The following is a 26,498-nucleotide window of genomic DNA, read 5'->3' as shown; positions in this document are numbered from 1 at the left end:
GTGAACGTGCACATGGGCGTGCCGCGGCCCCGGGCGGGAGAGAGCAACGATGGCGACCACGCGGGCAGAGCAGCCGCGGTCCCCCAGCATCCGTGACGTCGCGCGGGTCGCGGGCGTCTCGCACCAGACCGTCTCCCGAGTCCTCAACAACTCGGACGCGATCCGGGCCGAGACACGTGACCGTGTCCTCGCGGCGATGGAGGAACTGCAGTACCGGCCGAACCGGGCCGCACGTGCACTGGTGACGAGCAAGACCCGGACGATCGGGGTGCTGACGGCGCAGCGGTCCCACTACGGGCCGACCGTGACCCTGCAGGCGATCGAGGACGCCGCGGTCCTCCGCGGGTACTCGGTGACGACGGCGAACATCGCGGTGCCGACGGACGGGGCGGTGCGCGACGGACTCGGGCACCTGCTCGACCAGGACGTCGAGGGCATCATCGTGATCGCCCCGCAGCAGCGCGTGTTCGACATCATCGAGGAGCTCGGCGTCCGGACGCCGTACGTCACGCTGCGCTCGAGCATCAACGAGGATCCGACCGCGCTCTGGGTCGACCAGATGGAGGGCGCCCGGCTGGCGACCGCGCACCTGCTGGACCTGGGCCACGAGTACGTCCGGCACATCGCGGGGCCGCAGGACTGGATCGAGGCGGACGCTCGGATGCAGGGGTTCCTCCGCGAGATGTCGGACCGGGACATGCCGGTGCAGCCGCCGATCCTCGGGGACTGGACGGCCGACTTCGGCTACCACGCCGGACGGGAGCTGCTGCGGTGGCGCGACTGCACGGCGGTGTTCTGCTCGAACGACGCGATGGCACTCGGTGTGATGCACGCGGCGCGGTCGTACGGGCTCGACGTCCCCGGCGACCTGTCGGTGGTCGGCTACGACGACATCCCCGAGGCGAAGCACTTCTGGCCGCCGCTCACGACGGTGCAGGTGGACTTCGCCGAACTCGGACGGCGCAGCGTGGACATCCTGCTGCCGAGCGGCGACGACCTGCTCAGGCCGATCGACATCGTCCCGCAGCTGGTCGTGCGCGGCTCCACGTCGGCTCCACGACGCCGCTGAAGCACCGCAGGCCCGGGTCTGGGCCGGTCCCGGGCGCGTCGGGGCCCTGACCCCAACCCGAGGGACAGCGCTTCCGCCCTGCGCGGAAACTGCCCGCAGCGTCACCGAAACGTGACCGATCCGAATTGACAGCCCTGCTGAGCGTGTGCGTAACATTACCTCCGTTCCTCGATGTGACCGTTCACATCGGCTGTCACACGAGGATCACCCGGACGCGACAACGAAGTCCGCACGCACCCTCGTGCCCTTCGGATGCCGTAGCTGAACCACCGAAGGACTGCCGCATCGCAGCGGCAGAAGGAGATGCACCGTGGCGTCAACCCCACAGGGTCACGACCCGATCGCAAGCGGGCTCGAGACCCGTTCGATCACCGCTCCCGAGACGATCCTCGAGATGCGTTCCATCACCAAGGAGTTCCCTGGTGTGAAGGCGCTCTCGGAAGTCTCGCTGAGTGTCCGCGCCGGCGAGATCCACGCGATCTGCGGCGAGAACGGCGCTGGCAAGTCCACGCTGATGAAGGTGCTGTCGGGCGTCTACCCGTACGGCACCTACGACGGCCAGATCGTCTACGAGGGCGAAGAGGTCCGCTTCTCGAACATCAAGCAGTCCGAACAGGCCGGCATCGTCATCATCCACCAGGAGCTGGCGCTGATCCCGGAACTCTCGATCACCGAGAACCTGTTCCTCGGCAACGAGCCGGGCCGCTTCGGCCGCATCGACTGGACCGCCGCGCAGCTCCGTGCCCAGGACCTGCTGGCCCGCGTCGGCCTGTCCGACGACCCGGACACGCAGATCAAGAACATCGGCGTCGGCAAGCAGCAGCTGGTCGAGATCGCCAAGGCCCTGCACAAGGACGTCAAGCTCCTCATCCTGGACGAGCCGACGGCCGCCCTGAATGAGAACGACTCCCAGCACCTGCTCGACCTCATCGTCGGGCTGAAGGCCAAGGGCATCTCGAGCATCATCATCAGCCACAAGCTGAACGAGATCGAGCAGATCGCAGACGAGATCACGATCATCCGAGACGGCAAGGCCATCGAGACGCTCAACGTCAAGGCGGACGGCGTCAACGAGGACCGCATCATCCGCGGCATGGTCGGCCGTTCGCTCGAGTCCCGCTTCCCGGACCGCACCCCGAAGATCGGCGAGACCTTCTTCGAGGTCCGCAACTGGACCGTGCAGCACCCGATCGACTCGTCGCGTCTGGTCTGCAAGGGCTCGGACTTCCACGTCCGCAAGGGTGAGATCGTCGGCTTCGCCGGTCTGATGGGCGCCGGGCGCACCGAGCTGGCGATGAGCCTGTTCGGTCGCTCCTACGGCACCTGGCTCGACGGGCAGATCATCAAGGACGGCCAGGAGATCAAGGTCACCAACGTCCAGCAGGCGATCAACAACGGTCTCGGCTACGTGTCGGAGGACCGCAAGGCCCTCGGCCTGAACCTGCTCGACACCGTGAAGCGCTCGACCGTCGCGGCGGACCTCAAGAAGATCGCCAAGGGCGGCGTCGTCGACTCCCTCGAGGAGTACTCGGTCGCCGAGAAGTACCGGAAGCTCCTCCGCACCAAGGTGCCGAGCGTCGAGGACAACGTCGGCAAGCTCTCCGGCGGGAACCAGCAGAAGGTCGTCCTGTCGAAGTGGATGTTCACCGACCCCGACCTGCTGATCCTCGACGAGCCCACCCGCGGCATCGACGTCGGCGCGAAGTTCGAGATCTACGGGATCATCCAGCAGCTCGCGGCCGAGGGGAAGGGCATCATCCTCATCTCGTCCGAGCTCCCCGAGCTCCTCGGTCTCTCCGATCGCATCTACACCATCTTCGAGGGGCAGATCACTGCTGACCTCCCGGCCGACCAGGCCGATCCAGAAACGCTCATGCGCAGCATGACGTCCGCGCGGAAGGGCGCCCCCGTCTCATGAACAACCTGAAGCTGCTCTTCGGCAAGGGCAACTCCATCGGCCAGTACGGCATGATCATCGCGCTCATCGTGCTGCTCGCCTTCTTCGCGTGGACCACGCAGGGGCTGGTCCTCGAGCCCACGAACGTGATCAACCTGTTCCTGCAGTACTCGTACATCCTGATCCTGGCGCTCGGGATGGTCATGGTGATCATCGCCGGCCACATCGACCTGTCGGTCGGTTCGGTCGCGGCGGTCGTCGGCATCGTCGTGGCGCAGTCCATGTCGGTCTGGCACTTCCCGGTGTGGGCCGCGATCATCCTGGGCCTCGTCATCGGCGCCCTGATCGGTGCTTGGCAGGGCTTCTGGGTGGCGTTCGTGAAGGTCCCGGCCTTCATCGTGACGCTCGCCGGGCAGCTCATCTTCCGCGGTGCGAACCAGATCATCGGCGCCTCGACGTCGGTCCCCGTCCCGGAGGCCTACACCCCGATCGGTGCCGGCTTCCTCGGTGACTTCGGTCCGGACTTCGGCTTCAGCAACGGCACGCTGATCATCGGTCTCGCGACCGTGCTCGCCCTGATCATCATCGAGGCGCGTGGCCGTGCCCGCCGCAAGAAGATGCAGGCCGAGGTCCCGCCGCTGTGGGTCTCGATCGTCCGCACCGGTGTCCTGGTCGCCGTCACCCTCTTCGCCACGTACCTGTTCGCCGCCGGTCCGGTCGGCACGTCCGTCCCGGTCGTCGCGATCATCCTCGGCGTGCTCGTCATCATCTACGGCTTCGTCACGAAGAACACCATCTTCGGTCGCCAGGTCTACGCCGTCGGTGGCAACGCCAACGCCGCGATCCTGTCGGGCGTCTCCGCGAAGAAGGTCAACTTCTTCGTCATGATGAACATGTCGATCCTCGCCGCGATCGCCGGCATGGTGTTCGTCGCCTACTCGGGTGCCTCGGGCCCCGCGGACGGCACCGGCTGGGAGCTCGACGCGATCGCCGCCGTGTTCGTCGGTGGTGCCGCGGTGGCCGGTGGTGTCGGCACGGTCTCCGGGTCGATCATCGGTGGTCTCGTGATGGCGCTGCTGTCCAACGGTCTGCAGCTGATGGGGCTCGAGTCGAACAAGGTGCAGATCATCCGTGGTCTGGTCCTGCTCGTCGCCGTCGCCTTCGACGTCTACTCGAAGTCGCAGGGCCGTCCGTCGCTGATCGGCGGCATGATGCGGCAGTTCCAGCGGAAGGACACCGAGCAGAACACCGTCGGTGCCCAGCAGCCCCGCTCGATCGACGACCAGCCCGAGAAGCCCACCCTCCCCTAGCTCGGGCGACCGCGGCGGTCGGGTGACCGACCGCCGCTCCACCCGGTACGACCCATCCACACAGCGGGGCCCCGGCCCCAACTCCTCAACGAAGAGAAAGCAATCACATGCGCAAGAAGATCGTCGCCGGCGTCAGCCTGGCGCTCATCGCGGGCCTCGCCCTCAGCGGCTGCTCGGCCCGTGGCGACTCGGGCTCGAGCTCGACAATCAAGAAGGGTGACCTCATCGGTGTCGCCCTCCCCGCCAAGACCTCGCAGAACTGGGTCCTCGCGGGCGCCGCGTTCAAGAAGTCGATCGAGAAGGCCGGCTTCAAGGCCGACATCCAGTACGCCAACGCCGGCAGCCCGGTCCCGGACCAGCAGTCGCAGATCTCGGGCATGGTCACCAAGGGCGCGAAGGCGATCATCGTCGGTGCCGCCGACGGTTCGCAGCTCGGCTCGCAGGTCAAGGCCGCCAAGGCCGCCGGTGCGACCGTCATCGCCTGGGACCGCAACATCCTGAACACCGAGAACGTCGACTACTACGTCGCGTTCAACAACTTCAAGGTCGGCCAGCTCCAGGCGCAGGCGCTCCTCAAGGGCCTCGAGGAGAAGAAGGGCGACAAGCCGTACAACGTCGAGCTCTTCGCCGGTTCGCCGGACGACGCCAACGCCACCGTGTTCTTCAACGGTGCGATGGACGTCCTGCAGCCGAAGATCGACGACGGCACGATCAAGGTCGTCTCCGGTCAGACCTCGTTCCAGAAGGTCGCCACGCAGGGCTGGCTCGCACAGAAGGCCCAGTCGCGCATGACCGACCTCCTGGCGCAGTACTACACGGGTGACACCGAGCTCGACGGCGTCCTCTCGCCGAACGACACGCTCGCCCGTGCGATCCTCACCGCGACCAAGGCCGCCGGCAAGGACAACCCCGTCGTCACCGGTCAGGACTCCGAGACCGCGTCGATCCCGCTCATCATGCAGGGCACGCAGTACTCGACCATCTACAAGAACACCACCGACGAGGCCCAGGCCGCGATCGACCTGGTGTCCGACCTGGCCGACGGCAAGAAGCCGAAGACCGTGAGCGACAAGAACAACGACAACGGCAAGAAGATCGTCCCGACCGTCGAGCTGACCCCGGTCCTCGTCACCAAGGACAACGCCGTCGAGGCGTACTCGAACGACGACACGCTCGAGGCACTCGCCAAGAAGGGCTGAGTCTCCCCGACCCAGCAGGAAGGGCCCCGTCGCGTCAGCGACGGGGCCCTTCCGTCGTTCCGGCAGGGAGCGGAAGGGACCGCGTGGTGACCGGTCTGGAGGCTCGCCCCGCGCCTCCAGACCGGTCCCGTCCGTCGTCCGGCTGCGCCCCGCACGGCCAGCGCTCCCGCTACCGCTCCCCCGCGTACCGCGGGTCCGCCGCCGGGTCGTACCGCGCTCCCGCCGCGCTCGTGAACTCCTGCGCGTCCGGGTGCTCGGCCTGCCACAGTGCGCCGACCTGCCCCAGCTCGACCGCCCCACACCGGGTGTCGGCCTGTGCCGACTCGGCAGCAACCGCGATCGCGAACACGACCGGGTCCTCGTCACCGAGGTCGACCGGGTGCCCGGACGCCCGCATGCACCCCACGTACCGGTCCCACGCCGCGACGTACTCCGGCCTCGTGACGACCCCGTCCTCGACGGCGTCCTGCTGCTCGGGCGACGGACCCGGCACCGGGTCCGGACGTGCCCACGCAGCCCAGACGGTCATCGGGCTCCCGGCGTGGTCCACCCGGACGACCGGCCGCTCCCCCGCACTCGACCCCACGGGCAGGGTGACCGACGTCCCGCAGTCCGCGGTCGTCGGCTCACCATCGCCCTCGTCCGCCCCGACGGTGACGGTCGCGGTCTCGGGCGGCGCGCACTGCAGCCCGACGGCGACGTGGTGCGCGCCGGACGGCCGGTCGGGCAGTGTCAGGCTCGTCGCCCCGTCGCTGACGCGGACGACCGGTGCGCCGAGCAGGGTCACGTCCCCGGCTGCACCGGTCTCGACGAGGGCTGTGGCGTCTTCGGGGGCGAGCGTCTGCTGCAGGAACCCGGTGCCGACGAGCGCTCCGGCGGTGAGGGCGCCGGCGGCGACGAACGCGCCGACGCCGATCGTCGGGACGAGCCAGCGACGCCGCCTGGCGGAACGACCGACGCGGTCGACGAGCAGGGCGCGGAGGGCGTCGTCTCGGGAGGTCGTGTTCATCGTGGTCCTCCGGTGGTGGTCGCGGGTGCTGTGGGGGCCGCCGTCTGCTCGGCGAACTGTCTGCCGAGGCGTTTCCGGGCGCGGGAGAGGCGGGACTTGACGGTCCCGATCGGGATACCGAGGACCTCGGCGGCCTCGGCCTCGCGGTGCCCGGCGATCACGCAGAGGGCCAGGACCTGCTGGTCGGCCGGGGAGAGCCTCCGGAACGCGGCGACGGCAGCGCCGTCGTCGTGTCGGTCGGCCGGGTCCGGAGCGTGGTCGGCGGGCGGGAGCGTGGCGAGCAGGCGCCGGTACCGCATCGTGGTCCGCGTCGCGTTCCGTGCGACGTTCGTCGCGGTGACGAGCAGCCACGGCAGCAGGTCGCCGTCGACGAGCCGGGCGCTCCGTCGTCGCCGCCAGGCTTCGAGGAACACGACCGCCACGACGTCGTCGACGTCCACCTCGGGCGGCACCAGCCGGAGTGCATGACGGTGCACACGGTCACGGTGGCGGTCGAAGACGCGGCCGTAGGCCTCGCCGTCACCGCGGCCCGCGGCCGCCCAGTCCTCGGCGTCGTCGCCGCTTCCGGTTCTCATGTCCTGGAGTGTCCGGCACCGCCCGGATGGTTCCACCTGGTCGTACCCGCGTGTCGGAGCGGTGCCCCTTCTGCGGTCCGGTCAATCCCGGCGCTGCATGGCGGTCAGGCGCTCGTTGTACGCCTTGAGCTCGGCGTCCCCGTCACGCTCGGCCTGGCGGTCCTTGCGCTTGGCGATGCGCTCGTCGGAGCGCACCCAGTTGCGGACGACGAGCAGGGCCACGAACACCATGGGCAGCTCGGACGCCCCCCACGCGATGCCGCCGCCGACGTGCTGGTCGTCGAGCAGGGCGCGGTCGTTCGTCTGCCCGAGCGCGTGGAACCAGTCGATCGCGTACACCGACTGCGACGTCATGACGGCCACCCCGAAGAACGCGTGGAAGGCCAGCGTCGCGAGCAGGGCGATGATGAGGATCGGGTACTGCGGGCGAGCCGGGCCCGGGTCGATGCCGACGAAGACCCAGAAGAACAGGTACCCGCTGAACACGAAGTGCACGACCATGACGACGTGCCACTCGTGCGACTGCATCGCGTACTCGAACGCTGGCGTGAAGTAGAACACCACGAGGGACCCGGCGAAGATGACACCGGCGACCGCGGGCTTGCCGAGGAACTGCATCCACCGCGAGTGCACGAACAGCATCAGCCACTCGCGGGCGCCGCGGGACCCGTCGTTGCGGACCGGCAAGGTGCGGAGCGCCAGCAGCACCGGACCGCCGAGGACCAGCGGCAGCGGGACGAACATCATCAGCAGCATGTGCTGGACCATGTGCGACGAGAAGTGGATCATGCCGTAGACCGCCGGGCCGCCGGAGGTCGTCCAGATGAACACGGCGCAGCCGAGCAGCCACGCGATGGTCCGGCCGACCGGCCACGAGTCACCGCGCTGCCGGAGCTTGCGGACGCTCCACAGGTACCAGCCCGCGCCGACCAGGGCGAGCGCGAGCCACATCCAGTCGATGTGCCACTGCGACAGGTACGTCTGCATGGTCTGCACCGGCGGGTACGCGTAGCCGATGAGCCCTGAGCGCGTGTCCGCCCCGGTCTCCGGCGTCTGCGGGATCGGCGGCTGGCTGCGGGACACCGCGACCGAGACGCCGATCGCGACGGCCATGAAGACGATCTCGGCCAGGGCGAACCGGACGAACAGGCGGCGGTCGGTCGGCGCGCGGAGCAGCCCCGGCACGAGCTTCCGCCGCTGCACGACCCCGGCGATGCCGAGCAGCACCAGGATCGTGGCCTTGGTCGTGATGAGCCACCCGTAGGGCGTCGTGAACAGGTCGAGCGGCCCGGTCAGCCGGAGCTGCGCGTTCACGATGCCGGAGAACGCGACCGCACCGAACGCCCACCCGGCGAGCGTCGAGTAGCGGGCGACGACGCGTCCGGTGGCGCCCTTCATCCGGGTGCGGAGCAGCACGACGGCGACGAGCCCGCCAGCCCACACGCACACCCCGACCAGGTGCACGGCGAGGGAGTTCACGGCGTTGGCGTGCTCGAGCGACCCCGCGGCGTGGCCGGACAGGGCGAGGGGCAGCAGCGCGAAGAGCGCCGCAACGGTCGCGAACGCCAGGGTGGTGGCGCGGGTGGCCAGTGCCGCGAACACCGTCGCGATGAGGATCGCAGCGGCGGAGACGACCAGTGACTGCCCGATCTCGACCTGGAACGCGAAGAGCAGGAAGTTGCGGGCGAAGACGGGGCTGGTCAGCGGGACGCCCAGCGTGTTGGCCCCGGTGAGCACGATGCCCACGACGGCGGCCAGGAACCAGATCGACCCGGCGATCGCCGCCCAGCGTGCGGCCCGGTGCTGCACCGAGGACATCGCACCGTGGTCGGCCTTCTGCGCCGGCAACGCGAACGCCGCGACGATGAGCAGGCCGACGGTCAACGCCGCGACGCCGTCGTGGACCCCGCGCGCGGCGACCAGACCGAACTGCACCAGGTCACCCGCGGACTCCAGCTGCTGGTTCGCGGTGAACGCGCCCGTGATCGTCATGCCGAGGACCGCGCACGCGACCACGAGGGGCAGGGCGATGACCAGGACGGTCGCGACGGTGGACGTGCGGGTGGTGACGGGCGCGTGTTCCGGTGCCGGGCCTCCCGTCCGGGTGGCAGTGTCCGGACGCTGCGTGCTGTCCGGACGGTGGGCGCTGTCGGTCCCGGTGGCGCTGTCCGGTTGGGGCTGAGAAGACGTGACGGCCATACCTGTCTCGGGTCGGTTCCGTCCGCGGTCCGCGGACCCTCCATCGTAGGCGCGCCCCTCTGGGCCCACCATGTGGATCCACCCCCTGGTCCGCACCCGACCAGCCACGTCCGCCCGGGTCGGCCAGTAGGCTTCCCCCGTGCTGCTCTCCGACCGCGACATCACCGCCCAGCTCGACCAGGGCCGGATCGGCCTCGACCCCTACGACGCCGCCCTCGTGCAGCCGTCGAGCATCGACGTCCGGCTGGACAAGTACTTCCGGCTGTTCGACAACCACAAGTACCCGCACATCGACCCCGCGGTGGACCAGCCCGACCTGACGCGCCTGGTCGAGACCGACCCGGACGAGGCCTTCGTGCTGCACCCGGGCGAGTTCGTGCTCGGTTCGACCTTCGAGGTCGTCTCGCTGCCGGACGACATCGCCGCCCGCCTCGAGGGCAAGAGCTCGCTCGGACGGCTCGGGCTGCTGACGCACTCGACCGCCGGCTTCATCGACCCGGGCTTCTCCGGCCACGTGACCCTCGAGCTGTCGAACGTGGCGACGCTGCCGATCAAGCTCTGGCCGGGGATGAAGATCGGACAGCTCTGCTTCTTCCAGCTGTCGAGCCCGGCCGAGAAGCCCTACGGGTCGGCGGACTACCAGTCCCGCTACCAGGGGCAGCGCGGACCGACGGCGTCACGGTCGGCACTGAACTTCCACCGGGCGGACGTGTCCCAGCCGCGCTGAACGGGCCTCCCGGTCGGTTCGCCGAGCCGCCAGCGCAATGCGAAACGAAATACGGAATCCTGTGTATCGTTGCCAACATGCCGCCTGGACACGCCCGTGCGTCGACGACGACGCTCTCCGCCGCCGCGATCATCCGTGACGCCCGGCAGCGCGCCGACCTGACCCAGGTGCAGCTCGCCCGACGGGCGGGCGTCACCCAGAGCGTGATCAGCACCTACGAGAACGGGCGCCGCGAGCCCTCGCTCGCCGCCCTGCAACGTCTGCTGCTCGCCGCGGGCTTCCGCACGTCGATCGACCTGCAGCCCGTCTCCGAACCCCTCCCCCTGCGCGAGCTGGTCCACCGGCACCGTGACGAACTCTGCGCTTCCCTCGCCCAGCACGGGGCCGTCGCCGTCCGCCTGCTCGTCGGCGCCTCCGGACCGCACCGCGAGGACGACTGGCCGGCCGACGTCGAGCTCGTCGTGGACCTGACCCCGCCCACCGGCATGTTCGCGCTGATGCGGATGCAGGACGACGCCGAGGCCCTGCTCGGCGTCCGCGTGGACGTCCTGGCCGCCGACGCCCTGCCGGACGACGTGCTCGAGCGGGCGGTCCCGCTGTGACGGCGCCCGTCCGGCAGTCCCTGGACGACGTCATCGCGTCCTGCGACCGGATCCGCACCTACGTCGCCGACCCGGCCCTGCCCGAGGAGCTGGTGCACGACGCCGTCCGGATGCGCCTGGTCGACATCGCCGCGGCGGTGCAGCGCCTCCCGCCGACGATGACCGAGCAGGAACCGGCTGTGCCGTGGTCGCAGGTGTCCGCGCTCGCGGAACGGCTGACACGGCGGGCGATCGAGACTCCGGCGTCCGTGCTGATCGGCACGGCGCGGACCGACGTGCCGGTCCTCTGTGCCGCGGCTCGCCGGATGCGCGCTCGCTGCGTCTGAGGCGCGGTAGTAGCAGCAGGGGCAGCGGCAGCGTCGGGCAGGGCCGCCCGCGCCGAGCGGCGACCGCTCGTCAGTCCCCGTGCACGATGCAGATGGCGTCGAGGTCGAGCGACGCCTCCAGCGCCGCCGTCACCCCGCGCTCGCCGTCCTCGTCGAACGGCGTCACCGTGTCGACCCACCACAGCGGCACCGGGAGCGCCGGGGCGTCGGGCAGCAGCCGGGCGACCTCGTCGACCTCGTCGACCCGACGCACGCCGAGCACCGTGATGACCGGGTGCGTGGCGTCGCGGCAGACCTGCAGCATCGGCCCGTCGTCGAGCGCCCGGACGCCCCACGCGTCGTCGTGGAGCAGCAGCGCCTCGGCCACGTCACGGACCTGCACCTCGCCGCGGCAGAGGAGGGTCACGTCACGCGGCACCCGGGGACCCCTGACCGCCGTGCTGCATCGCGTGCGGCCCGAGTGCGCCGTCGTCGTGGGCGGCGTCGAGGGGCGCACCGCCGACGAGCTGCAGGAAGCGGTCCTCGTCGATGCGGTCGAGGAACGACTCGAGCGCGGTCCAGCCGTCCTCGAACCGGACGACCAGGCCTTCACCGACCTCGCCCGCGAAGGTGTCGGTGGTCGTGCGGACCGGCGGCCATTCGCCGCGGCGGTCCAGGAAGCGGGTGGCCTCGGGGCCGACGATGACCGCGAGCGGCTCGGGTTCGCCGTAGCCGACCGCGCGGACCAGGTGGTCGGCGTCCCCGCGGCGCTGCATGACGACGCCGAAGACCGGCTCGACGTCGCTGGCGACCCGGTGCACGGCGTCGAGCAGGCGGGAGGCGAGCTGCGGGTCGGAGCCGCCCTCGGGGACGGTGAGGACGGCGGACATCGTCTCGACGACGACCCCGCCGGTCAGGTGCGCGGTCATCGTCGCGGCGAATCCGTCGCCGATCGCGTAGGAGGTGCTGATGCCGGGCGACTCGTGCATCGCGTACTGCGTGACGACCCAGCGGTCCCAGGTCGACGTCAGCGGTTCCGAGGTGCCCCACCGCGTCGGGCAGGTGCCGACCGTCTCGCACAGCGCCTCGATCGCGGAGCCGATGTCGACCGTCCGCTCGTCGTGGTGGCGGAGGGTCAGGTCGATGCTGATCTGCCGGACCGAGCCGACCGCGTCACGGTGCTCGGGCGAGGGGTCGCCGAGCAGTTCCGGACCGTGCGTGACGAAGTCGCCGAGGCTCGCGGCCGGCACACCCGTGCGGCCGTCGCGGAGCGCTCCGTCGGGTCCGCGGACTGCCCACGCGGCGCCGTGCGCACCCAGCGCGTGCCGCAGGGCGGGGGTGAGTGCAGCCTCCTGGCCGGTCCGCAGGACGACCGTGCGACCGGCCGCTTCGGCACGACGCAACAGGGAGTCGAGGGAGTCGGTGAGCCACACCACGGGGGCGCTGGAGTCCACCACGATGGCCGGGCCGACCACGTCGTCGATGAGGGGGTGTCGGACCATTCCGGTTCCTCCTCGGGTCGGTCGTGCGAGCTCGGTGATCCCCTCGGACGGTACACACGGCCCCCTGGCGATGTCCGTCGGAGAGCGCGGCTCACAGCGGAGAGACAGGGGCGGTCGGGAGGCCCGGCGTGCGTCCGCCACGGGCGTCCGGCTGGCATCCAGCGGAAGTTCCGCTAGGCTGGTGCGGTCCCGTTCGACGGGATGCGCGAGTGTAGTTCAATGGTAGAACTCCAGCTTCCCAAGCTGGTAGCGCGGGTTCGATTCCCGTCACTCGCTCCGATTCCCCTCCTCCTGCTGGCGAGCTGGCCGCTGGTTCGCTGGCCGACGGTGTGCTGGCCAGGACGCTCACCGGCTTCATCCCGCCGTGCGCCCCCAGGCACGGATCGGACGTACGCGGACGGTGGAGGTGCGACGGTGACAGGACGACGGGTAGGCGTCGCGACTCTGATCGCGCTGCTGTCGGTCGCGTTGACCGGGTGCGTCGTCCCGGCACAGCCGGAGCCCCAGGACTACACCGGCACCTGGCGACTCCAGGGAGAGAGCGGCGACCGCGCCGCCGAGTTCACCGTGTCCGCCGACCGGACCTACACGGCGCGCAACATCCCCATCAACCTCGCATGCCGGACCGGGAACGCCGCGACGAGCCCTCCGGGTTGCGCGGACGGCGTGTACCCGACGAACTTCTCCGGGCACTGGAAGGTGGCAGAGGGGAGCTCGCCCGGGATCCGCTTCTACTATGCCGATCGGTTCGTGCGCCAGGGCTACGTGGACAGCGGCGGACTCGCCTTCTACGTCGGGACACTCGATGCTCCCCGCCCGGATTACCTCTTCGTGCGTGCGTCCTCGAAGTGACTCGAGCGGGCTCGTCGAGCCGACGCTCCTGAAGGGCCCGGCTCCCGGAGCTTGCAGCCCTCTCATGGCCCTCAGGCGCTGCCGGCCCTAGCCTCGATTCGCCAGACGATCGTCTGGCGAATCGAGTTCTGGGAAGGAACCCGTCCATGCGTCATGCTCCTCGCCCCCGCTGGTCCACGGCGTTGTTGGTCACCGGTGGAGTCCTCACGGCCGCGTCGCTCGCTGTCGGAGCCGCCGGGCCGCTCCCCGCAGCACACGCCGACACCGGCACGTCGGTCGGCTCCGCCGTGGCCGCGTCCTCGTCGTCCCGTGGTGGCCTGCACTACGTGGCGCTCGGGGACTCGTACGCCTCCGGGTTCGGCGTGGCGCCCTACAGTTCGGGTCCGGCGGCCGGCTGCGCGCAGTCCACGACCGACTACCCGCACCAGGTCGCATCGTCCCTGGGCCTCCGACTCGACGATCGGAGCTGCGCCGGCGCGACGACCGCCAACGTCACGCGGGTGCCGCAGCCGACCGGTGCGGGGAAGGTCACCGCCGCCCCGCAGGTCGCTGCACTGTCCGCGAGCACCGACGTCGTCACGATCTCGATCGGCGGCAACGACCTCGGCTTCACCGACGTGGTCACGAACTGCATCGCGCTCGGCCAGGACGGTCCGCTGTTCTCCGACATCAACGGCGTGAGCTACGACCACTGCAAGGACCACTACTCCCCGGTCGTGCACGGTGTCGAGCGTGACCGTCTCGCCGCACGCATCAAGAACACGGTCGCGCCGCGGCTCGCACAGACGTTCCGGACGATCGCGCAGCGCGCACCTCGGGCGAAGGTGTTCGTCGTCGGGTACCCGATGATCGCGCCGGACGCGGCCCAGTCCCCGAAGGGCTGCTTCTCGAGCATCATCGGTGACTCCGGGCTCGAGCCGCCGTTCCCGCAGAACTCGTTCCCGTTCACCAGCACCGACACCGCGTACTTCCACAAGACCGAGGCGGAGCTCGACGGCGCCATCCAGTCAGCGGCGCAGGCTCATGGGTTCACCTACGTCTCGACCTTCGACGGGTCCGCGGCCCACACCGCGTGCGCCTCGGCCGGCTCGGCCTGGATCTCCGGGCTCACCCTGACGGACCACCCGGACCCGGCGAACAGCACGCAGCTCGGTGACACGGGCTACGGCCTGCTCTTCGGGTCGCTGCACCCGAACGCTGCCGGTGTCGCGTACCTGCGCGACCAGACCATCGCCGCGATCACCCGGACGCACGGTCACACGCGCGGCTGATCGACCGAACGGGTGAGGCCGGGTCCACCGACGCGCTCTGCGTCGGCGGACCCGGTCTTTCTCGACCACGGCGTGACGGTGTTCAGCCGCGCTCAGCACGGACCGGGTGCGGCTCGCCGAGCAGTCGCCGGGTCCAGTCGGCCAAGGCCGAGACCGCCCGCCGCGACACCGTGGCGTCGGGCACCATGCTCGTGAAGCCGTGGAAGGCCCCGGGCCACACGTGCAGCTCGGCGTCGACGCCCGCCGCCCAGAGCGCGCTGGCGTAGGAGACGGTCTCGTCGCGGAACACCTCGGCGCTGCCGCAGTCGATGTACGTCGGCGGCAGGTCGACCAGGGAGGTCGCGCGTGCCGGGGCGGCGTACTCGGACACGTCGTCGGTACCCCGGCGCTCGCCGAGGTAGGCGTCCCAGCCGAACCGGGTCATCTGACGGTCGGCGACCCCGACACCGTCGATCTGCTGCGTCGACACGGTGCGGTCGCGGTCGTCGAGCATCGGCGACACCAGGATCTGGCCGAGGACGGCCGGGCCGCCCCGGTCGCGCATCAGGAGCGCGGTCCCGGCTGCGAGTCCCGCGCCGGCGCTCTGCCCCGCGATGACGATGCGGTCCGGGTCGATGCCGAGTTCGTCGGCGTGCTCGGCGACCCACACCAGGCCGGCGGCGCAGTCCTCGACCGGGTAGGGGTCCGGGTGTTCCGGGGCGAGGCGGTAGTCGACGCTGACGAGGACGACGTCGTGGTCGAGCAGCCAGTCGTCGTAGGAGTCCAGGTTGCCCAGGTGGTGGCCGAACATCATGCCGCCGCCGTGGATCGTGTAGACCCCGGTCGTCGGACCGGTGCGGCCGATGCGCTGGATGACCGCCAGTTCGATCGGGTCGCCGAGGTACCCGGGCACCGTGATGCTCCGACGCTCGAGACCGCGCGCACGCAGTCCGTCGTCGAGCGTCTCGAGGGGGACGTCGAGCTGGCGCATCCGGGGCAGCATCTCGGGCGTGAGGCGGAACGGTCCGCGGGCGGCGAGCGCGTCGAGGAACGGCGCGAACTCGGGGTCGAACGGCGGGCGGGTGATGACGTCAGACATCGGATTCCTCCTGAGCGGTGGTGGTTGCGGGGGTGTTCGCGAGGGTGGTGCGGGCGCGGAGCACGCCGACGACGACCAGGACGGCGGCGACGATCGTGACGGCGACGCCTGCGACCGAGACGGCACCGTCGAACGCCGCGGTCCGGTCCGGTGTCCAGGGCGTCGCACCGAGGCTGCCCGGCACGAGGGCGGCGAGGATCGTGCCGGTCGCAGCGATGCCGACGGCGGTGGCGACCTCGCTCGCGGTGTCGACGAGCGCGGCACCGATCGACGTCCGGTCGGCGGGCAGCCCCTGCAGGACGTTGTTGCCGGCCACGGCGCCGACGACGCGCATGCCGGCCGCGACGAGCACGAGGGCGACCAGGACACCGGGGTAGCCGAGTCGTGCGGTCAGGGCGAACACGGCGAGGCCGACGACGACCGCGGCGGCACTGAGGCGTGCGGCCCGGTCGAGCCCGACGCGTCGGACGAACGGCCCGACGAAGCGGCCACTGGCCAGCAGGACGACCACCTGGGGCAGCGTCCCGACCGCGGCGAGCGCCGGGGGCCAGCCCCAGGCGAACTGCAGCTGCAGGGTGACCAGGTACGACAGGGCGGCCATCGCGAGCCCTGCGGCGGCCTTGTAGGCGAGCCCGCTCGAGACCAGCGGTCGGGCGATCAGCTGCAGGTCGAGCAGCGGGTGGCGTGCGGTGCGCTCCCGCACGACGAAGCCGGCGGCCACGAGGACGGTCGCCGTTCCGGCACCCCACCCGGCCCAGCCGGCAGCGCCGCTGACGACGAGCGTCGGGGTGACGAGGACGCCGACGATGCTCGCGGTGCCCAGCACCGCTCCGATGACGTCGACCGGGTCGCGGTGCAGGTCCGCCGGGCGGTCGGCGGCGATGCCGGCGCGGATGCCGACGACGGCGACGAGCGCGATCGGCACGTTCGCGACGAGCAGCACCTGCCACGGTGCCACGGCCAGGACGAACCCGCCGATGGTGGGTCCGACGGCGAGGCCGACCAACCCGGCGGTGGAGATCACCGTCAACGCCCGGACGCGCAGGTCCTCGGTGCCGAACAGCCGGAACGCCAGCGCCATCGAGCCGGGGGTCGTCATCGCGGCGGCGACGCCCATCAGCGCCCGGACGACGATGAGCTGCTCCACCGAGGTGACGAACACGGTCGCCAGGCTCGCCACGGCCAGGAGCACCAGGCCGACGAGCATCGTGCGACGACGGCCGACGCGGTCGGCGACCGAACCGAAGAGCAGCATCAGCCCGCCGAAGGCCACCGAGTAGGCACCGGACACCCATTGCAGCGCGGTCGTCGAGGCGGCCAGGTCGCGGGCGATGGTGGGGAGCGCGACGTTGAGGACCGAGTTGTCGAGCATCTCGAACAGGAACACCGCGGACAGGCCGGCGAGTGGCAGCCAGGCGTCGCGGAGCCCAACGGGTGGCGAGCCCGTCGTGGGCGCCGGAGAGGTCGGCGCTGATGAGGTCGGTGCTGATGAGGTTCGTACTGACGAGGTTCGTTCGTGCACGGGCGCACTCCTTCGATGAAGAAGTGGCGACTCCCGTGAGACGCGTACGCGGTTCCGTCTGCCGGAGCAGAGCGGGTTTTTCCCTCTGCGTCGAACCCTAACCCATACGGTGTCGTCATGGCCACCGCACCCTCGACCGACGGACCGACCACGCACGCGTTCGACCACGTGGTCATCGGCGGCGGGATCCTCGGCGCGGCCACCGCGCGGTCGTTGGCCGCCCGCGGCGAGCGCGTCCTGCTGCTCGAACAGCACGACCGCGGACACGTGCACGGTTCTTCGCACGGAGGCAGTCGGATCTTCCGCATGGGCTACCCCGACGCGGACTACGTCGAGCTGACGCTGCACGCCTGGGACGCGTGGGCCGCGCTCGAGTCCGCGTCCGGCCGGACCCTGCTCGACCACACCGGTGCCGTCGACCACGGACGTCCCGAGGTCGTCGACGCGATCGCCGCCGCTCTCGACGCGGCGGGCATCGCCGCCGAGCGCCTGACCCCGGCCGAGGCCGCTGCCCGGTGGCCCGGCATCGCCTTCGAGGGGCACGTCCTGACGCACGCGACCGCGGGCCGGATCCGTGCCGCGGACGCCCTGGAGGCCCTGCTCGACCTGGCAGCATCGGCCGGCGCCGACCTGCGCTTCGGGATGCGGGTGACCGAGGTGCAGGACGCCGGCGACACGGTGACGCTGACCCTCGGGGACGGCACCACGGTCCGCACCGGCAGTGTCGTCGCGGCCGTCGGTGCCTGGGCGCCCACGCTGGTGGGTGCGCTGCTCGCCGGGCGGGGGGCGAGCCTCCCGGCCATCCGCGTCACCCAGGAGCAGCCCGCCCACTTCCCCAGCCACCTGCCGGACGAGGCGTGGCCGTCGTTCGTGCACCACCCGGCCGACGGCGGCGGGGTCTACGGGCTGCTGACGCCGGGCGAGGGCGTCAAGGTCGGGTTCCACGGCACCGGGCCGGTCGTCGACCCGGACGACCGCGACCGGACGCCCGATGCGGCCGAGGTGGCGCGGCTGCAGGCGTACGTCGAACGGTTCGTGCCGGGGGTGGACGCGACGCGGCCGACGCTGATCAGCTGCCTGTACGACAACTCCCCGGACGAGGACTTCGTGCTCGACCGGCGCGGGCCGGTGACCGTCGCGACCGGGTCGTCGGGGCACGGGTTCAAGTTCGCGCCGCTCGTCGGGGAGATGCTGGCGGACCTCGCGATGGGCGGCGAGCCGCACCCGCGCTTCGCCCTCTGACGCGGGCGCGCCCGGCGCACCGCAGCCGCGCCCGTCCCCCGTCTCAGTCCTGCTCGGTCGCCGCGCGCTCGGGATCGTCCTCGGCGTCGTCGCGGCGGTCCTGGACGAGCTCCTTCGTGCGGAGCAGCCGCAGCGCCGTCACCAGCACCAGACCGCCGAGCACGTTGAACAGCAGCGTGTACCCGAACCACCCGAGCCACTGGCCGTAGGTGATCGGCGCGCCCGACTGGATCGCGCCGAAGACCAGCAGCGAGTCGAGGATCGAGTGGAACAGCTGCAGGCCCGCCAGCAGGAACCCGCCCGCGACGGCGGCGACGAGCTTCGCCGGGTCCGAGTCGGTGCCCTGCTGCATCCGGGTCATCAGCGTGATGGTGCTGCCGCCGAGCACGGCGAGCACGATGCTCTGCAGCCCGAACGGCGCGTCGATGTAGTGCGACGCGGACTCGGCGAGGGTGGCGTGCCACTGCGGGAACGCCTGCACCACCAGCCACATGAAGACCCACCCGCCGGCGAGGTTCGCGAGCAGGGTGCCGCCCCAGAGCTTCACGAGCTGCAGGACCGTCCCCTCGCGGGCGACGACCGCGGCGACGGGCATGAGGAAGTTCTCGGTGAACAGCTCGCTGTGCGCCAGGTGCAGGGCGATGAAGCCGATGCCGAACGCGAGACCGGCGAGCAGGTGGCTGTCGGTCTCGGTGAGCACGGCGAGGTAGGCCATCACGCCGAGGCCCACCTCGAGGCCGCCGAAGAACCCGGTGATGACGATCGCCCGGGTCGTGCGGTGCAGGCGTTCGGCGCCCTCCTCGATGGTGGCGTCGAAGGACTCGGCGAGCTCGTCCTCCACGGGGGCGTCGGTGGAACCCAGTTCGCGTCGGCGGTCGTCGGTCATCGTCCGGACGGTACTCAGCCCCGCCCGGGCCCCCCGGGGTGGGTCCGCGAAACGCAACGGGGGCGTCATCGCGCAGCGGTACTCCGTGGTGTGACGCCGCCGGGGTTGCGTTCCGGGGAAGCCAGTAGCGTGTGCGGATGCGCGTCGTCATCGCACCGGACTCGTTCAAGGGCACCGCGTCGGCAGCCGAGATCGCGGACGCCGTCGCCGTCGGTTGGCGGAGCGAACGACCGGACGACGACCTCGTCCTGCTGCCGATGGCGGACGGCGGCGAGGGCACCCTCGACGCCGTCGCCGCCGCGGTACCGGGCAGCGAACGCGTCCCGGTGACCGTGACCGGACCGGACGACCGGCCCGTCGAGACGGCCTGGCTCCGACTGCCGGACGGCCGCGCCCTGGTCGAGCTGGCGGCGACGAGCGGGCTGACGCTCCTCGACGACCTCCGCCCCGACACCGCCCACACCACCGGGTTCGGGCAGGCGATCGCCGCAGCCCTCGACGCCGGAGCGACCGGGCTGCTCCTCGGCATCGGCGGCAGCGCCTCGACCGACGGCGGCGTCGGTGCGCTGCAGGCGCTGGGCCTCGCGCTCGGGACGGCGGTGCCGGCGGGCGTGACCGGCGGGGCGGTGCTCGACCACGTGCCTCCCGTCGACACCGGCACGCTCCGGTCCCTGCCGCCGCTGGGGGCCGTGGTGCTGACCGACGTGACCTCGCCGCTCCTCGGACCCGACGGTGCCGCCACCGTGTTCGGACCGCAGAAGGGCGTGACGCCGGACCGTCTCGCCGTGCACGAGGCGCGGCTCAGCCGCTGGGCCGCGTGCTTCCCGGACGTCGACCTCACCACCCCGGGCGCAGGCGCCGCGGGCGGGACGGGCTTCGGCCTCCTGGCCTGGGGCGCCGTCCTCGCGCGCGGCGCCGCGACCGTCGCGGACGCCATCGGACTGTCCGACGCCGTCACCGGGGCCGACCTCGTGGTCACCGGCGAGGGCTGCTTCGACGCCCAGAGCGCCGCCGGCAAGGCACCGACGGTGGTCCGGGCGCTCGCCGAGGCACGCGGGATCCCCACGGCGCTGGTCGCGGGAGTGGTCGAGACGTCGGTCGACGGGTTCGCGCTGGCCGCCTCGCTCACGGTCATCGCGACGCAGACGGCGGGCGAGCCCGACGACGCCCTCCGGGACCCGGTGCGGTTCGCCCGGATCGCCGGCGCGCGGTTCGCACGGGCGCAGGACGCCTGACGCCGCTCGCGGCCAGCACGCCGGATGCCCGCCGGCAAGCAGCACGCCCGACGCCGCCGGCAAGCAGCACGCCCGATGCCGCCGGCAAGCAGCACGCCCGCTGCCGCTGGCAAGCAGCACGCCACGCGCCTCCGGGCAACCCGAAGGGTGTTCCAGCCGTACCTGTCACGTGTCGCGCAACCGGAGCAGGATCGTGGGCGGGCCGCACCCGGCCCGACATCCCCACCCCACGAGGAGACCCTTGCGCACCGTCAACGCGTACGCGGCACCGTCCGCGACCGAACCGCTCGTCAAGACCACCATCGAGCGCCGCGACCTCCTGCCCGGCGACGTCATGATCGACATCGCCTACGCCGGCATCTGCCACTCCGACATCCACACCGTCCGCGGCGAGTGGGGCCCCATCCAGTACCCGCAGGTCGTCGGCCACGAGATCGTCGGCCACGTCACCGAGGTCGGCGCGGACGTCACGAAGTACGCCGTCGGCGACCTGGTCGGCGTCGGCTGCATGGTCAACTCCTGTGGCGAGTGCGAGCAGTGCCTCGCCGGCCAGGAGCAGTACTGCCTGAAGGGCAACATCGGCACCTACGCCAGCGTCGACCCCGCCGACGGCACGATCACGCAGGGCGGCTACTCGCAGGCCGTCGTCGTGGACCAGGACTTCGTCCTCCGCGTCCCCGAGTCGCTCGACATCGAGAAGGTCGCCCCGCTGCTCTGCGCCGGCATCACGCTGTACTCGCCGCTGCACCACTGGAAGGCCGGCCCCGGCATGCAGGTCGCGATCGTCGGCCTCGGCGGCCTCGGTCACATGGGCGTCAAGATCGCCGCGGCGCTCGGCGCCGAGGTCACCGTCCTGTCGCAGACCACCTCGAAGCAGGAGGACTCGCTCCGCTTCGGCGCGAAGGCCCACTACGCAACCAAGGACGCCGAGACGTTCGAGAAGCTCGCGAACTCGTTCGACCTCATCATCAACACGGTGTCGGCCAAGGTCGACATGGGTGCCTACCTCAACCTGCTCAAGGTCGACGGCACGATGGTCAACGTCGGTGCGCCGTCCGAGCCCCTCGAGGTCCCGGCCTTCGCCCTGATCCCGGGCCGCCGCAGCTGGGCGGGTTCCGCGATCGGCGGCATCCAGGAGACCCAGGAGATGCTCGACTTCTGCGCCGAGCACGGCATCCTGCCGGAGACCGAGCTCATCAGCGCCGACCAGGTGAACGAGGCCTACGAGCGGGTCCTCGCCTCGGACGTCCGCTACCGCTTCGTCATCGACGCGGCGACGCTCGCGTAACGACCTGCGCACGACGTCACGCACGTCGTCCCGCCGGTCCACACCGCGAACGGGAGGCCCGTCACCAGCTGGTGACGGGCCTCCCGTCGTGTGGTCCCCCCGTCCACACCCGCTGTCCCCCGATCCGGGCGTGAACCTGGCCGGGACCTCAACGTCTCCCAGACAAGGTCCGCGGAACGCCGTCCCGGGACGGCACCGCACGCAGCGACTCGCGTCACGATCCCGAGCGAGGGAAGGTGGAGTCATGACGAATCCGGAGAACTCGGCACCGAACGGCGCGATCGTCGCCGTGTCGGGCACCGACACCGGTGGCGCCGTCAAGGACCTCGCGGGCATGTACGCGGGCCGGACCTGGTACTCCTCCCCCGTCGACCACGACTACTGGTACAAGTACGTCGGCGTCGGCGACGACCGCATGAGCATCCGCCGGTCGCAGATGCACGGGTACCTGCGCGGCGACGTCGCCGTCGAGAACGAGGTCGTCGTCCAGTGGCTCGACGCCGGCCGCGCCCGGGTCGACGTCGGGCGCGACGAGGTCCGCATGGAGCCCGGCGTCCCGACGCTGTTCCCGATCGAGCGACGCTTCGAGATGGAGTACGAGAACTGGGATCAGCGGCTCGTGCACCTGGACCGCGACCTGGTCCTCGACGTGGCCCGCGAGCAGTACATCGTCGACGGCACGCTCGGCTTCGACCGCTCGACCCCGCCGACCGCCGCCGCCGTGCAGGTGTGGCGCGGTTCCGTCGCCGGGGCCGTCCAGTCCCTCCGCACCGCGGGCCGGCAGTCGCTCGCGTGGCACGAGGCGCAGCGCGACGTCGTCCGTTCGCTCTTCGGGCTGTACCGGCTGCAGGCCGAGGTCCAGCCCGAGGGCTACGGCGAGCGCCGCAACACCCGCGTCCGCAAGGCCGTCGAGTTCCTGCACGAGCACGCCGGCGAACCGTTGACCGTGACGGACATCGCCCAGGCGGCGGACCTCAGCGTCCGGGCGCTGCAGGAGTCGTTCCAGCGGACGCTCGACCGCACGCCGATGAACTACCTGCGCGAGGTCCGGCTGCGCCAGGTGCGTGCCGACCTGCTCGCGGCGGAGCCGGGGACCGCGTCGGTGGCGGAGATCGCCTCGCGCTGGGGCTTCTCGCACATGGGGCGGTTCTCGGGCGAGTACCTGCGGCGCTTCGGCGAGTACCCGCGGCGGACCCTCCGCCAGTAGCCGCGCCGGCCCGGCGACGACGGGCCGGCGGCGGCTCGGCGGCGCCGGGCCCGCTCAGCCGACCTCGTCGCCCGTCGGCAGCGCCGTGCACCAGTCGATCGCCGTGCCGGCCAGGGACGCTTCGAGCGCCCCCGACGTGGCATCGACCACCGTGACGAGCGCGCCGTCCGCCGAGCGGGTCGCCAGGGCGACGAACTGCCCGTTCGGCGAGGGGCAGACCGCGGTCACGCTCGCGTCGTCGGGGATGGTCACCGCCAGCCGGGAGGCCCGTGCCCCGTCCACCCGCACGATGCGGGCCGCCAGGGTGCCGTCCGTCCGGGTCGACCCGACCAGCCGCAGGTAACGCCCCTCGGCGAGCGGGGCGATGCGACCGAGGTACGGCTGGTCGGTGCTCGCCGCCGGTGTGGGCAGCGCGGTGCGTCGGCCGTTCGTCAGGTCCAGCTGCACGATGCCCGTGCCCGTCTCGACGACGGCGGTCGTGCCGGAGCCGACGAAGCCGTGCAGGTAGGTGGCGGACCCGAGCCGCACGGGGGCGTTCCGGCCGCCCATGTCGACGAGCACCAGGTCGTCGGTGCCGGTCCGGACCAGGGCGCTCTCGGTGCGTGGCACGTACGCCCACTGGGCGACCGACAGCGGGGTCGCGCCGATCGCGGGCTTGCCGTCCGCCCCGACCGGTTCGGGCTGGTGCGTCCCCGTCAGGTCGACGTCGTACAGGCCGACGTCCTCCGACCGGCCGGACGAGGTGTCGGCGTAGACGAACCCGAACGAAGCCCCGTCGTCGGCCGCGTGCAGGGCCTTCGCGGTGCCGACCGGGCTCGGCATCGACAGCCGTTCGACCGGGACCGACGGGTCCTGCACCCCGCCGGCGAGCGGCACGATGTCGATCGCCGAGTGCCCGGACGAGTCGTTGCGGAGCACGACCAGGGAGCGGGCGAGGACCGCGTACTCGGCGATGCCCGCCGCCCGGTAGACGGTGCGGATGCCGGCGGCGCCGAGGTCCCGGCGGACGATCCGGTCGGCTCCGCCGTTCCGCCCCGGCACCACGGCGAGGACGTCGGTGCTGCCGGTCCGGATCGTGGTGCGCAGCTGCGACGCCGCCGCTTGCCCGGGAGCGCGGACGCCGCGGATGCTCAGCGTGTAGTCGCGGTCGTAGTCGAGCGGGCCGGCGAACTCGACGGCGACGGTGTTGCCGCTCGAGGTGACCGAGAACGCCGCCGCGGGGCTGACCCGGACCGCCGACGCCGGGACGCGCTGGACGGCCTGGTTCGCGGTGAGGATCACGCGCTGCGCGGGCCGGGTCACCAGGTCGCTGGCGTCGTACGACACCGACCGCAGCCGGGGCCCCTGCTGCGACCCGGCGACGGCGGCGAGCGCGGCGACCACGGCCAGCACGACCACGACGGCCGTGAACCGGCGGCGGAAGCGGTGGGTGACCGGACGTCGGGGACGGACGGCGTCGATGTCGGTGTCGGTGTCGGTGTCAGTACTCATACGGGTCCGAGGGCTGGCTGACCCGGGTGACGGTCGCCGCGCGGATCACGAGCCGCGCGTCCGAGGCGGTGTCCGGGTTCGCGGCGAGGGCTCCCTCGACCCGGACCCACTGGTTCTCCGTCGGCAGCGTGCCGTCGGTCGTCACGCCGATGCCGACCGGCTGGGCGTCGACCGCGCAGCAGCTGACGACGAAGCGGGTCAGGGTGAACGAGCCGTCCGACGCGGGCACCACGAACCCGGTGAGGGTGAGCTTGCGGCCGACGAGCGCGGTCGTGTCGGTGCTCTGCCGGATGAGCGCTGCCCAGTCCTTCACGCCGTAGCCGGACGTGTCGACCGACTCGCTGCCGAGGAGCGACACCGGTGCCCCGGCGCCCGTCGCGTCGGACAGCGAGGCGGACCCGACACTCCGCTGCTGCGCGGTCCGGGCAGACAGGGTCGTCGGGGGCAGGACGAGCATCGCGACGACGGTGCCGATCGTGACGAGCGCTGCGACCGAGCCGAGGACGACGTGCAGGAGGCGACCACCGCCTCCCGGCCGGGGTTCCGGGTCCCCGTCGTGGGCGTGGCTGCCGTGGCGGGCGACCACGACGAGTCCGGCGACCGAGGCGGGCACCGCGACGGCGGCGAGCACCAGCGTGAAGACGGCGTACCGGGGGTTGATGTAGAGGTCGAGGTGGTCGGCGAGGCCCAGCCAGAGGGTGCCGAGGGCGACGGCCAGGACGGACCCGAGCCCGAGCAGGGCGCGGCGCACCGCGGTGCGGTCGGCCCGGCTGACGGCTCTCGCCGACCCGTGCTCGTGCTCGTGCTCGACCGGGTGCTGCTCAGACGAAGACATTCATCACCAATCCGACGGTCGCGGCGAACAGGACGCAGACGACCGCGAGCAGCACCAGGAAGCGGGCGCGGAACGTCGTGCGGAGCAGGGCGATCATCTTGACGTCGATGATCGGCCCGATGATGAGGAACGCGGTGATCGACCCGGGCAGGAACGTCGACGCGAAGGACAGCGCGAAGAAGGCGTCCACGTTCGAGCAGAGCGACACCGTCATCGCCAGCAGCATCATCGCGACGACCGACAGCACCGGGTTCGACCCCACCGCGACCAGGGCACTCCGCGGCACAGCGACCTGGATCGCGGCGGCCAGCCCGGCGCCGACGAACAGGGCCGGCATCATCGTCGCGGTCTCGCCGCCGAAGTGCGACGCGCTCTCGCGCCACTTGTCACGCACCGGCGGGGCGCCGACGGCTGCGCGGCAGCGGGCCTCGAACGCGGGGAGGAGCAGGTCCGCCGGACGGCGGTGGGCGTCGACGATCCAGCCGACCAGGTTCGCGACGACGAAGCCGCCGACGATCCGGGCGGGCAGGATCCAGCCGGACCAGCCGAAGGCCTGCGCGGTGCTGATGATGACGAGCGGGTTGAGGATCGGTGCGGCGACGAGGAACGTGACCGCCTCGGCCGGGGTGAACCCGCGGAGCATCAAGCCGCGGGCGAGCGGGACGTTGCCGCACTCGCAGACCGGGAACAGCATGCCGATGAGCGAGATGACCGCGCGCCGGGGCAGCGGCCGGGTCGGCAGGATGCGCTCGAGGACCCCGTGCGGCACCCAGACCTCGACGACGATCGACAGCACGATGCCCAGGACCACGAAGGGCAGCGACTCGACGACGACGCTGATCGCGAGCGTCAGGAAGTCCTGCACCACGTCGGGCAGGCCGGCGGTCCCGACGGCCGGCGAGAGCACGCGGACGGCGAGGAGCGCCACGACGGCGGCGAGGACCAGACCGGGGCCGGTCAGGCTGCGCGGGCGCGTCGTGACGGGGCGGGCGGGGGTGCTCGTCACCGGGACAGGATAGAGGCCGTCCGGGGCGTCGACCTGGAGGCTCGTCCCACGCCCGGTAGACCGTGGCGGCTCCGGCTCTGGCCGGCACCGGTCGGCACCGGTCGGCACGGGTCGGCGCGGGTCGGGTCGGCGCGGGTCGGCACAGGCCGGCACAGGCCGGCACAGGCCGGCGCTGGCCGGCACAGGCCGGC

The 26,498-nt window shown here is 71.7% G+C and carries 24 protein-coding genes and 1 tRNA gene; 14 read left to right on the top strand and 11 right to left on the bottom strand.

Annotated elements, in window-relative coordinates:
• The first annotated feature begins 49 nt into the window (after positions 1 to 49).
• The 4 genes from DEI97_RS02115 (at position 50) to DEI97_RS02100 (ending at position 5,475) form a co-directional block, all read left to right on the top strand.
• On the top strand, positions 50 to 1,069 hold the full coding sequence (locus tag DEI97_RS02115; RefSeq protein ID WP_111076008.1) for a LacI family DNA-binding transcriptional regulator: 1,020 nt from the start codon (positions 50 to 52) through the stop codon (positions 1,067 to 1,069).
• A gap of 394 nt (positions 1,070 to 1,463) precedes the next feature.
• The gene (mmsA, locus tag DEI97_RS02110; protein WP_181439349.1) at positions 1,464 to 2,987 is read left to right on the top strand and encodes a multiple monosaccharide ABC transporter ATP-binding protein; all 1,524 of its coding nucleotides are present in this window, start codon (positions 1,464 to 1,466) and stop codon (positions 2,985 to 2,987) included.
• Positions 2,984 to 4,276: a multiple monosaccharide ABC transporter permease gene (mmsB, locus tag DEI97_RS02105; protein WP_111076009.1), complete on the top strand. Its 1,293-nt coding sequence runs from the start codon at positions 2,984 to 2,986 to the stop codon at positions 4,274 to 4,276. The genes mmsA and mmsB overlap by 4 nt, the downstream gene beginning before the upstream one ends.
• Before the next feature lie 107 nt (positions 4,277 to 4,383).
• Positions 4,384 to 5,475: a substrate-binding domain-containing protein gene (locus DEI97_RS02100; RefSeq protein WP_111076010.1), complete on the top strand. Its 1,092-nt coding sequence runs from the start codon at positions 4,384 to 4,386 to the stop codon at positions 5,473 to 5,475.
• 169 nt (positions 5,476 to 5,644) lie between these two features.
• On the opposite strand, the gene DEI97_RS02095 is transcribed toward DEI97_RS02100, so the two are convergent.
• From DEI97_RS02095 to DEI97_RS02085, 3 genes are all read right to left on the bottom strand, one after another.
• Complete coding sequence (locus DEI97_RS02095; RefSeq protein ID WP_111076011.1) at positions 5,645 to 6,484, bottom strand: hypothetical protein; 840 nt, start codon at positions 6,482 to 6,484, stop codon at positions 5,645 to 5,647.
• A complete protein-coding gene (locus tag DEI97_RS02090; RefSeq protein WP_111076012.1) occupies positions 6,481 to 7,059 on the bottom strand; it encodes an RNA polymerase sigma factor in 579 nt (192 codons plus the stop codon). The genes DEI97_RS02095 and DEI97_RS02090 overlap by 4 nt, the downstream gene beginning before the upstream one ends.
• Positions 7,060 to 7,140: 81 nt before the next feature.
• The gene (locus DEI97_RS02085) at positions 7,141 to 9,258 is read right to left on the bottom strand and encodes a bifunctional copper resistance protein CopD/cytochrome c oxidase assembly protein (protein WP_111076013.1); all 2,118 of its coding nucleotides are present in this window, start codon (positions 9,256 to 9,258) and stop codon (positions 7,141 to 7,143) included.
• A 139-nt stretch (positions 9,259 to 9,397) separates the two neighbouring features.
• Here DEI97_RS02085 and dcd point away from each other — a divergent pair, with 139 nt between their 5' ends.
• The 3 genes from dcd (at position 9,398) to DEI97_RS02070 (ending at position 10,913) form a co-directional block, all read left to right on the top strand.
• Entirely contained in the window at positions 9,398 to 9,985 is a 588-nt protein-coding gene (gene dcd / locus DEI97_RS02080) for a dCTP deaminase (protein WP_111076014.1), read from the top strand.
• Between the two features lie 77 nt (positions 9,986 to 10,062).
• Positions 10,063 to 10,587, top strand: coding sequence for a helix-turn-helix domain-containing protein (locus DEI97_RS02075; protein ID WP_111076015.1), 525 nt, complete (start codon positions 10,063 to 10,065; stop codon positions 10,585 to 10,587).
• Complete coding sequence (locus DEI97_RS02070) at positions 10,584 to 10,913, top strand: HepT-like ribonuclease domain-containing protein (protein ID WP_111076016.1); 330 nt, start codon at positions 10,584 to 10,586, stop codon at positions 10,911 to 10,913. The genes DEI97_RS02075 and DEI97_RS02070 overlap by 4 nt, the downstream gene beginning before the upstream one ends.
• Positions 10,914 to 10,983: 70 nt before the next feature.
• On the opposite strand, the gene DEI97_RS02065 is transcribed toward DEI97_RS02070, so the two are convergent.
• Both DEI97_RS02065 and DEI97_RS02060 read right to left on the bottom strand, forming a co-directional pair.
• Positions 10,984 to 11,331 carry a hypothetical protein gene (locus tag DEI97_RS02065; protein ID WP_111076017.1) on the bottom strand — a complete coding sequence of 116 codons (348 nt, stop codon included), beginning with the start codon at positions 11,329 to 11,331 and terminating at the stop codon, positions 10,984 to 10,986.
• Positions 11,321 to 12,394 carry a DUF6177 family protein gene (locus DEI97_RS02060; RefSeq protein WP_111076018.1) on the bottom strand — a complete coding sequence of 358 codons (1,074 nt, stop codon included), beginning with the start codon at positions 12,392 to 12,394 and terminating at the stop codon, positions 11,321 to 11,323. Before DEI97_RS02060 ends, DEI97_RS02065 begins: the two co-directional genes overlap by 11 nt.
• A gap of 205 nt (positions 12,395 to 12,599) precedes the next feature.
• Between DEI97_RS02060 and DEI97_RS02055 the strand changes: the two genes are divergently transcribed.
• From DEI97_RS02055 to DEI97_RS02045, 3 genes are all read left to right on the top strand, one after another.
• A tRNA-Gly gene (locus DEI97_RS02055) sits at positions 12,600 to 12,670 on the top strand.
• 138 nt (positions 12,671 to 12,808) lie between these two features.
• The gene (locus DEI97_RS02050) at positions 12,809 to 13,246 is read left to right on the top strand and encodes a hypothetical protein (RefSeq protein WP_111076019.1); all 438 of its coding nucleotides are present in this window, start codon (positions 12,809 to 12,811) and stop codon (positions 13,244 to 13,246) included.
• Positions 13,247 to 13,392: 146 nt separating this feature from the next.
• Positions 13,393 to 14,517, top strand: coding sequence for an SGNH/GDSL hydrolase family protein (locus DEI97_RS02045; RefSeq protein ID WP_111076020.1), 1,125 nt, complete (start codon positions 13,393 to 13,395; stop codon positions 14,515 to 14,517).
• A gap of 82 nt (positions 14,518 to 14,599) precedes the next feature.
• Here the strand turns inward: DEI97_RS02045 and DEI97_RS02040 are convergent, their stop codons facing one another.
• Both DEI97_RS02040 and DEI97_RS02035 read right to left on the bottom strand, forming a co-directional pair.
• Positions 14,600 to 15,595, bottom strand: a complete 996-nt coding sequence (locus DEI97_RS02040; protein ID WP_111076021.1) for an alpha/beta hydrolase — start codon at positions 15,593 to 15,595, stop codon at positions 14,600 to 14,602.
• The gene (locus tag DEI97_RS02035; RefSeq protein WP_349814967.1) at positions 15,588 to 17,117 is read right to left on the bottom strand and encodes an MFS transporter; all 1,530 of its coding nucleotides are present in this window, start codon (positions 17,115 to 17,117) and stop codon (positions 15,588 to 15,590) included. Before DEI97_RS02035 ends, DEI97_RS02040 begins: the two co-directional genes overlap by 8 nt.
• 117 nt (positions 17,118 to 17,234) lie before the next feature.
• On the opposite strand from DEI97_RS02035, the gene DEI97_RS02030 reads away from it, so the two are divergent.
• Entirely contained in the window at positions 17,235 to 18,359 is a 1,125-nt protein-coding gene (locus DEI97_RS02030; protein WP_111076022.1) for an FAD-dependent oxidoreductase, read from the top strand.
• A 43-nt stretch (positions 18,360 to 18,402) separates the two neighbouring features.
• Here the strand turns inward: DEI97_RS02030 and DEI97_RS02025 are convergent, their stop codons facing one another.
• Positions 18,403 to 19,245, bottom strand: a complete 843-nt coding sequence (locus DEI97_RS02025) for a formate/nitrite transporter family protein (protein WP_111076023.1) — start codon at positions 19,243 to 19,245, stop codon at positions 18,403 to 18,405.
• 137 nt (positions 19,246 to 19,382) lie between these two features.
• On the opposite strand from DEI97_RS02025, the gene DEI97_RS02020 reads away from it, so the two are divergent.
• From DEI97_RS02020 to DEI97_RS02010, 3 genes are all read left to right on the top strand, one after another.
• Positions 19,383 to 20,480, top strand: a complete 1,098-nt coding sequence (locus tag DEI97_RS02020; RefSeq protein WP_111076024.1) for a glycerate kinase — start codon at positions 19,383 to 19,385, stop codon at positions 20,478 to 20,480.
• A gap of 241 nt (positions 20,481 to 20,721) precedes the next feature.
• Positions 20,722 to 21,768, top strand: a complete 1,047-nt coding sequence (locus DEI97_RS02015) for an NAD(P)-dependent alcohol dehydrogenase (RefSeq protein ID WP_111076025.1) — start codon at positions 20,722 to 20,724, stop codon at positions 21,766 to 21,768.
• Between the two features lie 244 nt (positions 21,769 to 22,012).
• The gene (locus DEI97_RS02010) at positions 22,013 to 22,975 is read left to right on the top strand and encodes a helix-turn-helix transcriptional regulator (protein WP_111076026.1); all 963 of its coding nucleotides are present in this window, start codon (positions 22,013 to 22,015) and stop codon (positions 22,973 to 22,975) included.
• A 54-nt stretch (positions 22,976 to 23,029) separates the two neighbouring features.
• On the opposite strand, the gene DEI97_RS02005 is transcribed toward DEI97_RS02010, so the two are convergent.
• From DEI97_RS02005 to DEI97_RS01995, 3 genes are read right to left on the bottom strand one after another with little or no spacing between them, the layout of a single operon-like run.
• Positions 23,030 to 24,466 carry a hypothetical protein gene (locus DEI97_RS02005; protein ID WP_111076027.1) on the bottom strand — a complete coding sequence of 479 codons (1,437 nt, stop codon included), beginning with the start codon at positions 24,464 to 24,466 and terminating at the stop codon, positions 23,030 to 23,032.
• Complete coding sequence (locus DEI97_RS02000) at positions 24,456 to 25,301, bottom strand: TIGR03943 family putative permease subunit (RefSeq protein ID WP_111076028.1); 846 nt, start codon at positions 25,299 to 25,301, stop codon at positions 24,456 to 24,458. The genes DEI97_RS02005 and DEI97_RS02000 overlap by 11 nt, the downstream gene beginning before the upstream one ends.
• Positions 25,288 to 26,307: a permease gene (locus tag DEI97_RS01995; protein ID WP_181439342.1), complete on the bottom strand. Its 1,020-nt coding sequence runs from the start codon at positions 26,305 to 26,307 to the stop codon at positions 25,288 to 25,290. Before DEI97_RS01995 ends, DEI97_RS02000 begins: the two co-directional genes overlap by 14 nt.
• Between the last annotated feature and the right edge of the window lie 191 nt (positions 26,308 to 26,498).

Origin of the sequence: Curtobacterium sp. MCLR17_032, from assembly GCF_003234795.2 — a bacterium.
Classification (GTDB): domain Bacteria; phylum Actinomycetota; class Actinomycetes; order Actinomycetales; family Microbacteriaceae; genus Curtobacterium.
Note: the sequence above shows the minus strand (reverse complement) of the source record. Positions and strands in the feature narration are given on the sequence as shown.

Excerpts from the sequence above, each read along its gene's own strand:
- DEI97_RS02115 (WP_111076008.1), top strand. The coding sequence starts at position 50 with ATGGCGACCACGCGGGCAGAGCAGCCGCGGTCCCCCAGCATCCGTGAC.
- mmsA (WP_181439349.1), top strand. The coding sequence starts at position 1,464 with ATGCGTTCCATCACCAAGGAGTTCCCTGGTGTGAAGGCGCTCTCGGAA.
- mmsB (WP_111076009.1), top strand. The coding sequence starts at position 2,984 with ATGAACAACCTGAAGCTGCTCTTCGGCAAGGGCAACTCCATCGGCCAG.
- DEI97_RS02100 (WP_111076010.1), top strand. The coding sequence starts at position 4,384 with ATGCGCAAGAAGATCGTCGCCGGCGTCAGCCTGGCGCTCATCGCGGGC.
- DEI97_RS02095 (WP_111076011.1), bottom strand. The coding sequence starts at position 6,484 with ATGAACACGACCTCCCGAGACGACGCCCTCCGCGCCCTGCTCGTCGAC.
- DEI97_RS02090 (WP_111076012.1), bottom strand. The coding sequence starts at position 7,059 with ATGAGAACCGGAAGCGGCGACGACGCCGAGGACTGGGCGGCCGCGGGC.
- DEI97_RS02085 (WP_111076013.1), bottom strand. The coding sequence starts at position 9,258 with ATGGCCGTCACGTCTTCTCAGCCCCAACCGGACAGCGCCACCGGGACC.
- DEI97_RS02075 (WP_111076015.1), top strand. The coding sequence starts at position 10,063 with ATGCCGCCTGGACACGCCCGTGCGTCGACGACGACGCTCTCCGCCGCC.
- DEI97_RS02060 (WP_111076018.1), bottom strand. The coding sequence starts at position 12,394 with ATGGTCCGACACCCCCTCATCGACGACGTGGTCGGCCCGGCCATCGTG.
- DEI97_RS02045 (WP_111076020.1), top strand. The coding sequence starts at position 13,393 with ATGCGTCATGCTCCTCGCCCCCGCTGGTCCACGGCGTTGTTGGTCACC.
- DEI97_RS02040 (WP_111076021.1), bottom strand. The coding sequence starts at position 15,595 with ATGTCTGACGTCATCACCCGCCCGCCGTTCGACCCCGAGTTCGCGCCG.
- DEI97_RS02030 (WP_111076022.1), top strand. The coding sequence starts at position 17,235 with ATGGCCACCGCACCCTCGACCGACGGACCGACCACGCACGCGTTCGAC.
- DEI97_RS02025 (WP_111076023.1), bottom strand. The coding sequence starts at position 19,245 with ATGACCGACGACCGCCGACGCGAACTGGGTTCCACCGACGCCCCCGTG.
- DEI97_RS02020 (WP_111076024.1), top strand. The coding sequence starts at position 19,383 with ATGCGCGTCGTCATCGCACCGGACTCGTTCAAGGGCACCGCGTCGGCA.
- DEI97_RS02010 (WP_111076026.1), top strand. The coding sequence starts at position 22,013 with ATGACGAATCCGGAGAACTCGGCACCGAACGGCGCGATCGTCGCCGTG.
- DEI97_RS02005 (WP_111076027.1), bottom strand. The coding sequence starts at position 24,466 with ATGAGTACTGACACCGACACCGACACCGACATCGACGCCGTCCGTCCC.
- DEI97_RS02000 (WP_111076028.1), bottom strand. The coding sequence starts at position 25,301 with ATGTCTTCGTCTGAGCAGCACCCGGTCGAGCACGAGCACGAGCACGGG.